The sequence below is a fragment of the Cohnella ginsengisoli genome (assembly GCF_029525555.1).
Taxonomy (GTDB): domain Bacteria; phylum Bacillota; class Bacilli; order Paenibacillales; family Paenibacillaceae; genus Cohnella; species Cohnella ginsengisoli.
Genome location: NZ_JAPDHZ010000006.1, coordinates 532,444 through 544,191 on the forward strand (window position 1 = coordinate 532,444; position 11,748 = coordinate 544,191).

An 11,748-nucleotide genomic window follows, 5' to 3' on the forward strand; every position below is an offset into this window, starting at 1 on the left:
CTATCGCCGGATTCCCGCCCGAAGGGAGGAATGGCTCTTCTCCTCCGTACGCCTGCGCGGAGAAGAGCCGCAGTCATGGAATTATGGAACGCGATCACTTCGCTGTCGCCTCCCGCCTCCAAGTTTTACGACGAGATGTTCGAAGGGACGCAGGTCAGGGCTCATTACGAAAAGGTGCAAGCCATCCTTTCTCGGCTCGGCATCGACGAGCGCGCAGCCAGGCAGCGCCAGATGAACCGGCGGCTGCTGGAGGAAGGCATTACCTTCACCTTGTCGCAGCCCGGCCAGTCCGAAGCGCTGGAGCGCACGATTCCCTTCGACCTCGTGCCCCGCATCATTCCCGGCGCCGAATGGGAGAAGATCGAGCGCGGCGTCTCGCAGCGCGTGCGCGCTTTGAACGCGTTCCTTCAGGACGTGTACCATGAGCAGCATATTTTCCGGGAAGGGCTGATCCCCAGGCGCATGGTGCTCGGCAACCGCTACTTCAGAGGCGAGATGATGCGGCTCTCCGTGCCGGGCGGCGCCTACGTGACGGCCTCGGGCATCGACCTGATCCGCGACGAAAAGGGCGACTACTTCGTGCTGGAGGACAATTTGCGCTCTCCGTCGGGGTTCTCGTACATTTTCAAAAGCAGGTCCATCATGACCCACGATTTCCCGGAGCTCTACTTTTCTCACGCGATACGCGGCATCGACCGCACGCTGGACGCCTTCCGGTCCTCCCTGCGCGCCATGGCCCAGACCGGCAAGAGTGATCCCGTCATCGCGCTGTTGACGCCGGGCAGCTTCAATTCGGCGTACTTCGAGCATGCGTTTCTGGCGCAGCAGATGGGGATCGAACTGGTAGAGGGACGCGATCTCGTCTGCGAGGACCACAAGATCTACATGCGCGGCACCCGCGGCAAACGGCGGGTCGACGTGCTGTACCGGCGAATCGACGACGATTTTCTCGACCCGCTCGCCTTCCGGCCCGATTCGATGCTCGGGGTCGCCGGTCTGATGAACGCCTACCGCTTCGGCAATATCGCGATCGCCAACGCACCGGGAACGGGCGTCGCAGACGACAAGGCCATCTACACCTTCGTGCCGGACATGATCCGCTACTACCTGAACGAGACGCCGATCCTTTCCAACGTACCCACCTATCTGATGAGCCGTCCGGAGGAAAGAGAATACGTGCTGCAGCGGCTGGATGAGATGGTCGTCAAGGAGACTTCGCTGTCCGGCGGCTACGGCATGCTGATCGGTCCGTCGTCGACCGAGGGAGAGCGCGCCGCCTTCGCGCAGAAGATCATCGCCGATCCCGACAACTATATCGCGCAGCCGACGGTCAAGCTGTCCACCGCGCCCGTCTGCATGGACGGACGGCTCGTCTCGCGGCATATCGATCTTCGCGTTTTCGCGCTCATGAACGGCCGGCAGGTGCATGTGCTGCCCGGCGGACTCACCCGCGTCGCCATGAAAGAAGGTTCGCTGGTCGTCAATTCGTCCCAAGGGGGCGGCTGCAAGGATACGTGGGTATTAGCAGGATCGTGACGAGGAGGAGACGCTATGCTGGACCGCATCGCGGAATCGTTGTTCTGGATCGGACGCTATACGGAGAGGGCGGAAAACCACGCGCGGCTCATCGACGTGTACTATCATCTCCGGGAGGATGAGCAAGGTCCGGACGCGCAGGTGTGGCGCCGTATCGTGGGCGCGATCGGCGATATCTCCGCCTACGAGGAGCAGCATGCCGCCTACGGCGAGCGCGACGTCATCCATTTTCTGACGCTGGACGCGACGCAAGCTAACTCGCTTGTCGTCTGCGTCGCCCAGGCGCGGGACAATCTGAGGAAGATCCGGGATCGGCTTCCGTCGGAGCTGTGGAATTTGCTGAACGGTTTCTACCTGTGGCTGAAAAGCTGCGATACGGCCGAGGTGCTCGGGGATTCGCCGCATCGGTTTTATCGGCGCGTCAAGGAGGGCTTGGCGGCGTTCCAGGGGACGGCGGTGTCGATCGCGCTTCGCGACGACGCGTACGGCATGATGGAGAGCGGGCGGTATCTCGAACGTTCTGAAAATATCGTCCGGCTGCTTCAATCCGTGCTGAGATATACGGCCGAGACGGGAAGCTCCTCCTACGCCTACTTGACGGCCGTGCTCAAGTCGGTCGGCGGCTACGAGGCCTTTCGCAGGCTCGGCATCGAGGAGCTGAGCACGGAGGAGGTGGCGTCCTTTTTGCTGGCGCAAGAGCGGTTCCCGCGCTCGGTCCACTATGCGCTAGCGAGCTTCTCGGACCATCTCAAGACGCTGCGAACGGAGGCGAGCCGGCCGGGCTTGGGGCTCGACCGGATCATACGGATCGCCGACAAGGCCCGCTCCGAGCTGGGATGGCTGGAACGTCCGGATATCCATGCCGATTCGCTGGACGCCGTCCTGCAGCAGCTGCTCGCCACGAACAGACAGCTGGGCGAGGCGATGGCGAAGGCGTTTTTTTTCCCCGGACGGGAGGTCACCGCATGAAGCTGGATATCACCCACGTCACGACCTACCGGTACGGCGCGCCGGTGACGGACAGTGTCAATGAACTGCGTCTCGCGCCGCGTACCGACGAGCGCCAGGCCTGCTACCAGCACCGGCTGATCATCGAGCCCAACGTCTCCTTGATGTCATACGAGGATTATTTCGGCAATCGCGTGCATGCCTTCACGGCCAACCATCCGCATCGGGAGCTCGTCATCACCTCCCGGTCGACGGTCGTCACCCGCGATTCAGAAATGAAGCGCAAGCCCGAGATTGAGCCGTTCGAGTCATGGTCGCGGCTGCGCGCAGAAGCGTTCCGCGACGCCAACGCGGAGTATTTGCTGCCGACGCCGTTCGCCACCTTTCATCCGACGGTCGCGGGGTACGCGGAGGACGCGGTATGCGGGGCCGGGCAGGTCGGCGTGTTCGACTTCGTCCAGTGCGCGTCCGGCCGCATCTTCGGCGACTTCGAGTACAAGCCGCTGTCGACGGCGGTTCACACGACGGCCGACGAGATGATCGCCATCGGCTCCGGCGTCTGCCAGGACTTCGCGCATCTGCTGCTTGCGATCTGCCGCATGCGCGGCGTGCCCGCGCGGTACGTGAGCGGGTACCACTTCGTCGGCGATCTCCAGGGGCGCAACGCGGACTTCGAGCAGGCTTCCCACGCATGGGTGGAGGTGTACGTGCCCGGCATGGGCTGGCAGGGCTTCGATCCGACCAACAACGGGCTCGTGGACTGGCGGTACGTCAAGCTGGCGCACGGCCGGGACTATCTGGACATCGTGCCGGTCAAGGGCGTCTATCGGGGCACGGGCGAGCAGACGCTGACGGTGAGCGTGGACGTACAGCTGGCGGGATAGACGAGCAAGGCCGGACTGTGTGTTTAGTGGAGGGAGAATCAATGGTCGTGCCGGCGGGGCGTGTACGTAGAGTTGTCTGGAAGTCGCGGGATGCGGCGGTCGGGCAGCTTTTTTTGCTGCGAACGAGCGGAGGGGGGCGAATCCTCTGCTGCAGTGAGGGCGATGGGCATAATGGGCAAAAGTAGTCGGATTGACTCGTCTGATTGCGATAAAACGTTCGGTTTTTGGTTCGATAAGATTGTATTTTAAATGATTTTCTAAGTATTCGTTCATGATTTACGTACAATAAATGAAAATGCCATTGACACGTACGTCTAACGTGCGTAAACTAACTGTCGGGGCACGTTGGAACGGTCTGAGCGGATCATTCAGCAGAAGCTCCGCTGCTCCGCAAGGCAAAGCAAGGCAAGGCAAGGCAAGGCAAGGCTAGGCAACCATCTTACCGAACCGCCATCAGGCATCGACTATACGCGCATTCGTATATCTCCGGCGATAAGGGCCGGTGGTCTCTACCGGGAACCGTGAATTCCCGACTACGAAGGAGCGGAGGGCATCTCCGTATCTTTTGGCGGTCGGGCATTTTTCATTTTCGGGAGGCAAAATAAAATGACGAACGCTTATGACGTCATCGTCGTCGGCGCCGGGCCGGCGGGCATTTTCGCGTGCTACGAGCTCTACCGCAAGTCCCCGCAGCTTAAGGTGCTGCTGCTGGACAAAGGCCACGACATTCACCGCCGCCGCTGCCCCATTCTCGAGGAGAAGATTCAGCTCTGTCCCCCGGCCGCCGGGAAAAGGAATTCGCCGGCTGCCTGCCGGCCTGCTCGATCACGGCTGGCTTCGGCGGCGCGGGCGCGTACAGCGACGGGAAGTTCAACATTACGACCGAGTTCGGTGGATGGCTCACGGATTATCTGCCGGCTTCGCAGGTGCTCGGCCTCATCAAATACGTGGACGAAGTCAACCTCGTCCACGGCGCGACGCATACGATCACCGATCCGACGACGGACGTCGTCAAAAGCATCGAACAGCGCGCTTATGCGGCCGGCCTGAAGCTGCTGCGCGCGCAGGTGCGGCACCTCGGCACGGAGCAAAACCTGGAGATTCTGAAGTCGATCGCCGCCTACCTCGCGGATAAGATCGAGATGCGGTTCAAGACGGAGGTCGCGGATCTGCTGTCCGTAAAGGAAGGCGGCGGCCACCGGGCGACGGGCGTCGTGCTGAAGGGCGGCGAGGAGCTGCTCGCGGACAAGGTCGTCGTCGCGCCGGGACGGGACGGATCGGCCTGGCTGACGGAGGTGCTGAAGAAACGCCGAATCAAAATGCAAAGCAACCAGGTCGATATCGGCGTACGCGTCGAGACGTCGGACGTGGTCATGCGCGAGATCAACGAGCATCTATACGAAGGGAAATTCGTATTCAACACGTCGGTGGGCACGCGCGTCCGCACGTTCTGCAGCAATCCGTCGGGTCACGTCGTCGTCGAAAACCACAGCGGCATCATGGCCGCCAACGGCCACGCTTACAAGGATCCCGCCCTCGGCTCCGCCAATACGAACTTCGCGCTGCTCGTATCGCATAAATTCACCGAGCCGTTCGACAAACCGAATGAATACGCCCGAGAAATCTGCGAGCGCGCGAACGACCTGTCCGGCGGCGGCGTCATCGTGCAGAAGTACGGCGATATTTTGCGGGGGAGACGCTCGACGGCCGCACGGATCAAGGAAGGTTTTCTGGAGCCGACGCTGAAGGAAGCCGTACCGGGAGATCTGGGATTGGTCCTGCCTTACAACACGATGAAAAGCCTGATCGAAATGGTGGAAGCGTTGGATAAGGTCACGCCGGGCCTCGCGTCCGAGCATACCTTGTTCTACGGCGTCGAGGCGAAGTTCTACTCCGCGCGTCCGCAGCTGACGGACCGGCTCGAGACCGAGATCGCCGGATTGTACTGCGGCGGCGACGGCGCTGGCATCACGCGGGGGCTGGCGCAAGCCGGCGCGGCAGGCGTGTGGATCGCGCGCGCCATTGCCGATCGTCTTGAGCGAGCTGGCGGGAAAGAAGCGAATGCGGCGGCGCTTCTGTAAAGGATACGGGAACCTTCGTAAGTAGGGCGAGCCGGTCAGAGCAGCGTCACGAGCGTCAATCCCGACAGAAGCGCGGATACGATCAGCAGGACGGCGATCGGACGCAGCGCTTGCCGGAGCGAGCGTACGTTCACGCTGAGGCCCATGCCGGCCATCGCGACCGTCAGCAGGACGGTCGTCAGCGTCGAGGCGCCCGCGGTCGCGCGGGAGGGAAGCGTCCATCCGGCAGCGGTTAAGCCCGAGGCGAGCAAGCTCATGGCCAGGAAGCCGATTAAGAACCAGGGGGAATGAAGCTGCGGCGCTCGCCGCGGCTTCTTTTTCGCTCGCGGACGGTCGACGGGCGCGGCGTTGGTTGCGCCAGTGAAGCGCCAGGCAGAGCGGCACCAGCAGGAACACGCGGGCAAGCTTCGCCAGCATGCCGCTCGCAAGCGCGTCGGGTCCGCCTGCCGAAGCGGCCATGGCGACGTGCGCGATCTCGTGCAGCGTCAAGCCGGTCCAGAGGCCGTAGGCGGGGCCGCTTAGCGGCAGGACGTCCGCCAGCAGCATCGAGGCTACCGCCGCCGCCGTGCCGGCGATCGCGATCAAGCCCGCCGCGGTCGCGGTGTGGTCTTCCCTGGCCGCGATCAGCGGCGATACGGCGGCGATCGCGGCCGCGCCGCAGATGCCCGTGCCAACGGCCAGCAGCAGCGTCAGCTGCCGGTCCGCCTTTAGCAAGCGGCCCAGCGCGAGCCCGGCCGCCATGGAGAAAGCCAGCGTGCCGACGCTTCTCGCCAAGAGCGGCAAGCCTTGCTGGAGCACGGCATCGAGCGGCAGCTTCAAGCCGAACAACACGATGGCGGCGCGAAGCAGCTTGGTCGTGCCGAAGCGTATGCCCGGCGCCAATGCCTCCGAATAGCCGAACAGCTGGCGGTATGCGACCGCTGCGAGCAGCGTGCAGGCCATCGGGCCGAACAGGCCGAAGCCGGGGATGCGCGCGAGCTGCCAGCCGAGCAGTGCCAACGCGGCTGCGAGCGTTAACCCCGGGGCGTATTCGGCGAGGCGCATCGAGCGCGTGCGCGAGCGACGTCCAGGCTGTAATTGGCGTGCTGGAACGATATGCATTCTATCCATCTCCTTAGGACCACTGCGTGAGCTTTTCGGTAGTGCAAGCATAGCTCGCTTTGTCCTATAAGAGAAATGAATTAATGTTATATTAATAATAAGTATTTACTTATCCTTTAGAGGTGAGACAGCTTGGATATCGCGCTTCAGGTGTTCGTCGTCGCCGCCGAGATGAAGAACTTTTCGCGCGCGGCCGAACGGCTTCATATGACTCAGCCTGCCGTCAGCCAGCATGTCCGCGCGTTAGAAGCTTCGCTCGGCGCCCGCCTGCTGGATCGCAGCAGCAAATCGGTCGCGCTCACGCGCGCAGGCGCAATCGTACTGCGGCATGCCAAGGAAATCGGTATGCTGTACGAGCGGATGCAAGAGATGGTGGACGAGCTGTCGGGCAGCGTGCGCGGCCCCTTGGCCATCGGCGCCAGTTATACGTTCGGGGGAGTACGTGTTGCCCCGTACATTAGCCGATTTAATGCGCATTTACCCCGATATCAGGCCTTCCATCGCAATCGCGAATACGGCGGAGATCGCGGAGCGGCTGCGCAGGCGCGAGCTCGACGTCGGCATCGTCGAAGGGGAAGAGATCGGGCTAGGTCTGGAGAGCCGGAGAATCGCGGGTGACGAGATGGTGATCGTCGCGGGAGCGGAGCATGCGCTCGCGGGGGCGTCGGAAGTAGAGGCGGCAAGGCTGCGAGAGGAAGCTTGGCTCGTAAGAGAGCGGGGCTCGGGCACACGCGCGGCGACCGAGCAGATGTTCGAGACGTGGGGCGTACGCCCGCCTAGAATAATGGAGTTGGGCAGCACGCAGCTGATCAAGGAAATGGCGGAAGCCGGACTTGGCATTACGCTGCAGTCCCGCTGGTCTCTGCGGAAGGAGCTGGAGAGCGGCGCGCTAAAGCCGGTCCTGGCGCCGGGTTTGCCTTTTAAAAGGAGTTTTTATGTCCTGTTGCGAAAGGGCGACGCGCGGACGCGTACGCTGGAAGCTTTTCTGGCACAGCTGGAGGAGACGACGCGTCGTCTCATGGAGCGGGCCGGAATCGATGCGCAAGACCTCGGCTGAACGGCGGAGACCCGGCTCCCGATCCCGGTGCCTGATCCATTGCCGCCGCCCGCGTTTGGCCTCGCGTTAACTTGCTTAACCTAATTGCCGGTCTAGCTCCCGCTCTGCTCCGCGAGCTTCCCGAACGCCTTGACGAATTCGGCAGCCGGATAGGCGCCGGACAGACCGTACTTGCCGTTCAGCACGAAGAAAGGCACGCCTGAGATCCCCATGGCCGAAGCGCGCTCCAGATCCTCTTGGACCTCTTCGGCTCCGCGGCCTTCGTCCAGCGCCGTCTCGAGCGGAAAGGTCTCAAGGCCCAGATCCGCCGCGATCTCGAGCAGCACGTCGCGCTTCGCGATATCTCTGCCGTACTCGAAATAAGCCATCATGACGGCGTCGATCCAAGCCTCCTGCCGTTCTGCGGGCAAGATCGCGGTCAGGCGATGCGCCAGCACCGTATTCGGCATCCGCGTCACCCGGTCGAACCGGAACGGCACGCCGACGGCCGCGCCGGCATCGGTCACGCGCTGCAGCATCTCCTCGATGCGGTGCTCGCCGCCCATTTTGTGCGCCATCGAAGCGCGGAAGGGCAGCCCTTCGGGAGGCAGCGAATGATCCAGCAGAAAGGCATGATAGCTGACGGTGACGTCCTCTCCGGATTCTGCGACCCATTGTTCGATCGCGTCAATGACGTTCTTTTTTGCCGATTCTGCACCAAGGGCAGACCATGTCGGAGTAAATGTCGATATGCATGAGCGTGAGCTCCTCGTCTCTTTGAAGTTGGGGCGGGCGCTAGGCTTCGCCGACACCTTGAGTATGCCAGAACGAACGGTCGCGATCAACGTGCGGACCTCGCGTATCCGTGGTAACATGGCCTAAGATCGGCGCGAAAAGGAGTGGACGGGATGGGGTGGACGAAGGCATCGGCCGTGGAGCTGCTGAACGGCGAACGGATGCCCCGGCTGGGGCTGGGCGTGTGGCGGGCGAAGTCGGGCGCGGAAACGGAGAACGCGGTAAGGGTCGCTCTTGCGGCGGGATACCGCGCGATCGATACCGCGTCGCTGTACGGCAACGAGGCCGACGTAGGCAGGGCGATTCGCGAATCGGGCATCGCGAGGGACAAGCTGTTCGTCACGTCCAAAGTGTGGAACGACGAGCAGGGCTACGACGAGACGCTGCGCGCCTTTTACAGGAGCAAGGAGCGGCTTGGCATCGGCGCGATCGATCTTTATTTGGTCCATTGGCCCGTGCCGGGCAAGTACAAGGATACATACAGGGCGCTGGAGCGCCTGTACGACGAAGGCGAAGCGCGCGCGATCGGCGTCAGCAACTTCAAGATCCATCACCTGGAGGACTTAATGGGCGTCTGCCGGATCAAGCCGATGGTCAATCAGGTGGAGCTGCATCCGCTGCTGACGCAGAAGCCCTTGCTTGAATTCCTGCGGCGCGAAGGCATCCAGCCTGAGGCATGGCGTCCGCTCATGCAGGGACGGCTGGACTTGCCGCTGCTGGCCGAGCTGGCGAACAAATACGGCAAGACGCCGGCGCAGGTCGTGCTCCGTTGGCATCTGCAGCAGGAGATCGTCGTCATTCCCAAATCCGTGCAGGCACGGCGCATCGAGGAGAACGCGGACGTGTTCGACTTCGCGCTCTCCGATGACGACATGACCCGGATCGACGGGCTGAACGAAGATCGCCGCTTCGGCATGGATCCGGATCTGGTCCAGGGCGATTGAGCGCGCGCGCGTCCGGAATAGGGCGGGGGTGCGGGCGGCATGCTAAGCCTTAACCGCGTCGTATCTCCCCTTGACAGACCCAACTGTAACTGGTAATATTACAGTAACCCGCCGGGAAAGGGGGCGCCGCATTTGAACAGCGAATTTATTATTGCCGTACACAGCCTGGTCCTGCTCGCGCACAAGCCCGACGGCATGGCGTCGAGCGAAGAGATCGCGGCCAATGTCTGCACGCATCCGGCGCGGGTGCGGAAGGTGCTCGGTTTCTTGCGAAAAAACGGCTACGTGACGACGCGCGAAGGCTCGGGCGGCGGATACAGGCTCTGCATCGATCCTTCGGACATGACGCTGGCGGATATCTACCGGACGATGGCGGCCGGCGCGATCACGCCGAACTGGTGCAGCGGCAATCCGGAAATGGACTGCATGGTCGGCTCTAATATGCAGGAAGTGATGAATTCCGTGTTCTGCGGCGCCGAGAAGCAGCTCGAGAGCTATTTCCAGGGGATCACGATCGGCCAGATGCTGTCGCGCATCAAGGCGTGTCAGAAGACGTAGCCGAGGGTAAGGTTCGTTGTGCGCTCCGCGCGCGGGGACGGCAGCAGTCGCAGGATGGAGCGGACCGGAGCCATAGCGCTTCGTCGTCCGATCATCATAAAGGAACGATATAAAGAATTCATTTAACCTCTGAAGGAGTGGATTACGATGGCCGTAGTCGTAACGAAGGACAACTTTAACGAGACCGTTAGCGAAGGCGTGTCTCTGCTTGATTTCTGGGCCCCTTGGTGCGGACCTTGCAAAATGCAGCTCCCGATCGTCGAAGAGCTGTCGTCCGAGCTTCAAGGCACGGCGACGATCGCCAAGGTGAACGTCGACGAGCAGCCTGAGCTGGCTTCCCAATTCGGCGTCATGAGCATCCCGACCCTGATCCTGTTCAAGGACGGCCAACCGGTCGACAAGCTGGTCGGTCTGCAAAGCAAGGATTCCCTGAAGGCCAAGATTCAAAACCAGCTCTAATCTAGCCTGCTACGCGAACAAGCACCCCGTCCAAGGACGCGGTGCTTGTTTTTTTTGCTGCCCATTTATTTTTAACGCGCCCGTCATTAAATCGTCCACTGCGCATGCGTCAGGGCGACCAACCGCCAATCGCTGCCGTCCTGTACGAACGTAAGGATCAAGCTCTCCCAATCCATGCCGTCGGCGGCGTCGTCGAAGCCCGGGTAGTGGAATTCCACGAACGCCGAGCCGGGATACATATCCTGTCCGTTGTATACGGAATTGCCTTTGCCGACAAGCTTGTTCGCCGAGATCGAGGGAGCGGTATCGAAGTCCTTGTCGTACACGAACTTGTCGAAGTAATCGCGGAAGGACAGCTCGATCGGATCGCCGCTGCCGTCCGCCGTGCCCCATTTGATCTTGTCCTGGCTCTTGAAGGAAGGCAGGGCTTCGGGCTTGAAAATTCGATCTTCCTCCGTCATCGCGGCATAAGGTGAAAAGCGAAGGCCGAGCTTCGGATCGATCCACGCGGAGAGCCGTTTCAAGTCGCGGTCGCGGAGCGCTTCGACGACGTCCTTGGCCGCGGCGGAAAGCGCCTTTTGGGAATCGGACGGAGCGGCTGAAGCCGACGGAGAAGCGGATGCCGTCGCCGAGGCGCCCTCGGACGGCGCAGAATCGGACTGTGAAGCGACGGCGGCAGTGCCCGAAGCGGCAGGCGGAGCGGCATTGCGATCGTCGTTGCCTCCGCCGCAGCCGGCCAGCAGCGCCACGGCGAGCAGCATGGCGAAGTATGGGAGCATCCTGGGTTTCATGATGTATAACCTCCTAGAAGAGATACGGAATTTAGCTCTTTTTTTAAATTCGTATATCTTAGACGCAAAATGTCTCCGGATGTTCCGGTGGGACAGAAGGATAATTAGGGGAAATTGCGTGAGCGAACGACAGGAAATCGTAAGAAATCGACGGCCTGGCCCATCGTAATGCTTCTGTAAGAATCATTTAATCCTTTCTTTGAAAATCGGTTAGCGGTTCGTTAGCCCCGGACGATACCTTGAGACTATAACGTGTCAAGGAGGCGATTCTGGTGAAGGAACCGAGATTGATAAAATTCGGCAAAGCCATCTGCTTCATGCTGTCAACCGCCGCGTTGGCTGCTGCGCTGGCAGGATGCGGCACGGACAAGGCGAACGACAATCCGCCGATGCCGTCGGCGAGCATGAAGGACGACGGGAAGATGTCGCCGGAAGCGAGCATGAAGGACGACGGGAAGATGTCGCCGGAGGCGAGCATGAAGGACGGCGGGAAGATGTCGCCGGAAGCGAGCATGAAGGACGGCGGGATGATGTCGCCGGAAGCGAGCATGAAGGACGGCGGGGAGATGTCGCCGGAGGCGAGCATGGCCGATAAGTAATTGCCGCAATTCCAGC

11 protein-coding genes, 3 pseudogenes and 1 riboswitch are annotated in these 11,748 nt (G+C 61.6%); of the genes and pseudogenes, 10 read left to right on the forward strand and 4 right to left on the reverse strand.

Annotated features, from left to right (window positions below; genetic code table 11):
• Positions 1-75 precede the first annotated feature (75 nt).
• The 4 genes and pseudogenes from OMP38_RS29000 (at position 76) to OMP38_RS29015 (ending at position 5,449) form a co-directional block, all read left to right on the forward strand.
• Positions 76-1,536 (forward strand): circularly permuted type 2 ATP-grasp protein, encoded by a 1,461-nt coding sequence (locus OMP38_RS29000; protein WP_277568171.1) that lies wholly within the window; start codon positions 76-78, stop codon positions 1,534-1,536.
• A gap of 15 nt (positions 1,537-1,551) precedes the next feature.
• Positions 1,552-2,505, forward strand: coding sequence for an alpha-E domain-containing protein (locus OMP38_RS29005; protein ID WP_277568172.1), 954 nt, complete (start codon positions 1,552-1,554; stop codon positions 2,503-2,505).
• Positions 2,502-3,368, forward strand: coding sequence for a transglutaminase family protein (locus tag OMP38_RS29010; RefSeq protein WP_277568173.1), 867 nt, complete (start codon positions 2,502-2,504; stop codon positions 3,366-3,368). Before OMP38_RS29005 ends, OMP38_RS29010 begins: the two co-directional genes overlap by 4 nt.
• A gap of 456 nt (positions 3,369-3,824) precedes the next feature.
• A riboswitch (purine riboswitch) is annotated at positions 3,825-3,924 on the forward strand.
• A gap of 50 nt (positions 3,925-3,974) precedes the next feature.
• Positions 3,975-5,449 (forward strand): annotated as a pseudogene (locus OMP38_RS29015) (NAD(P)/FAD-dependent oxidoreductase).
• Between the two features lie 35 nt (positions 5,450-5,484).
• Here the strand turns inward: OMP38_RS29015 and OMP38_RS36370 are convergent.
• Positions 5,485-5,706, reverse strand: a complete 222-nt coding sequence (locus tag OMP38_RS36370; RefSeq protein ID WP_420869765.1) for a hypothetical protein — start codon at positions 5,704-5,706, stop codon at positions 5,485-5,487.
• A gap of 118 nt (positions 5,707-5,824) precedes the next feature.
• Positions 5,825-6,601: pseudogene (locus tag OMP38_RS36375) on the reverse strand (YeiH family protein); the annotation flags it as partial.
• Between the two features lie 120 nt (positions 6,602-6,721).
• Here OMP38_RS36375 and OMP38_RS29035 point away from each other — a divergent pair.
• Together OMP38_RS29035 and OMP38_RS29040 are read left to right on the forward strand one after the other, a co-directional pair.
• Positions 6,722-6,802: pseudogene (locus tag OMP38_RS29035) on the forward strand (helix-turn-helix domain-containing protein); the annotation flags it as partial.
• A 217-nt stretch (positions 6,803-7,019) separates the two neighbouring features.
• The gene (locus OMP38_RS29040) at positions 7,020-7,607 is read left to right on the forward strand and encodes a LysR substrate-binding domain-containing protein (protein ID WP_277568175.1); all 588 of its coding nucleotides are present in this window, start codon (positions 7,020-7,022) and stop codon (positions 7,605-7,607) included.
• Positions 7,608-7,699: 92 nt separating this feature from the next.
• Here the strand turns inward: OMP38_RS29040 and OMP38_RS29045 are convergent, their stop codons facing one another.
• Positions 7,700-8,431 carry a DsbA family oxidoreductase gene (locus OMP38_RS29045; RefSeq protein WP_277568176.1) on the reverse strand — a complete coding sequence of 244 codons (732 nt, stop codon included), beginning with the start codon at positions 8,429-8,431 and terminating at the stop codon, positions 7,700-7,702.
• A 63-nt stretch (positions 8,432-8,494) separates the two neighbouring features.
• On the opposite strand from OMP38_RS29045, the gene OMP38_RS29050 reads away from it, so the two are divergent.
• The 3 genes from OMP38_RS29050 to trxA all read left to right on the forward strand — a co-directional run bounded on the left by OMP38_RS29050 (position 8,495) and on the right by trxA (position 10,342).
• The gene (locus OMP38_RS29050) at positions 8,495-9,325 is read left to right on the forward strand and encodes an aldo/keto reductase (protein ID WP_277568177.1); all 831 of its coding nucleotides are present in this window, start codon (positions 8,495-8,497) and stop codon (positions 9,323-9,325) included.
• A 132-nt stretch (positions 9,326-9,457) separates the two neighbouring features.
• Positions 9,458-9,883, forward strand: coding sequence for an RrF2 family transcriptional regulator (locus OMP38_RS29055; protein WP_277568178.1), 426 nt, complete (start codon positions 9,458-9,460; stop codon positions 9,881-9,883).
• A 147-nt stretch (positions 9,884-10,030) separates the two neighbouring features.
• Positions 10,031-10,342 (forward strand): thioredoxin, encoded by a 312-nt coding sequence (gene trxA / locus OMP38_RS29060; protein WP_090116128.1) that lies wholly within the window; start codon positions 10,031-10,033, stop codon positions 10,340-10,342.
• 86 nt (positions 10,343-10,428) lie between these two features.
• On the opposite strand, the gene OMP38_RS29065 is transcribed toward trxA, so the two are convergent.
• Positions 10,429-11,133 carry a hypothetical protein gene (locus OMP38_RS29065; protein ID WP_277568179.1) on the reverse strand — a complete coding sequence of 235 codons (705 nt, stop codon included), beginning with the start codon at positions 11,131-11,133 and terminating at the stop codon, positions 10,429-10,431.
• A 272-nt stretch (positions 11,134-11,405) separates the two neighbouring features.
• Here OMP38_RS29065 and OMP38_RS29070 point away from each other — a divergent pair, with 272 nt between their 5' ends.
• Positions 11,406-11,732, forward strand: a complete 327-nt coding sequence (locus OMP38_RS29070; RefSeq protein ID WP_277568180.1) for a hypothetical protein — start codon at positions 11,406-11,408, stop codon at positions 11,730-11,732.
• The last annotated feature ends 16 nt before the right edge of the window (positions 11,733-11,748 follow it).

What these genes read in the sequence shown, in the direction of transcription:
- OMP38_RS29050 (WP_277568177.1), top strand. Translation starts at nt 8,495, where the DNA reads ATGGGGTGGACGAAGGCATCGGCCGTGGAGCTGCTGAACGGCGAACGG.
- OMP38_RS29000 (WP_277568171.1), top strand. Translation starts at nt 76, where the DNA reads ATGGAATTATGGAACGCGATCACTTCGCTGTCGCCTCCCGCCTCCAAG.
- OMP38_RS29040 (WP_277568175.1), top strand. Translation starts at nt 7,020, where the DNA reads ATGCGCATTTACCCCGATATCAGGCCTTCCATCGCAATCGCGAATACG.
- OMP38_RS29065 (WP_277568179.1), bottom strand. Translation starts at nt 11,133, where the DNA reads ATGAAACCCAGGATGCTCCCATACTTCGCCATGCTGCTCGCCGTGGCG.
- OMP38_RS29005 (WP_277568172.1), top strand. Translation starts at nt 1,552, where the DNA reads ATGCTGGACCGCATCGCGGAATCGTTGTTCTGGATCGGACGCTATACG.
- OMP38_RS29010 (WP_277568173.1), top strand. Translation starts at nt 2,502, where the DNA reads ATGAAGCTGGATATCACCCACGTCACGACCTACCGGTACGGCGCGCCG.
- OMP38_RS36370 (WP_420869765.1), bottom strand. Translation starts at nt 5,706, where the DNA reads ATGAGCTTGCTCGCCTCGGGCTTAACCGCTGCCGGATGGACGCTTCCC.
- trxA (WP_090116128.1), top strand. Translation starts at nt 10,031, where the DNA reads ATGGCCGTAGTCGTAACGAAGGACAACTTTAACGAGACCGTTAGCGAA.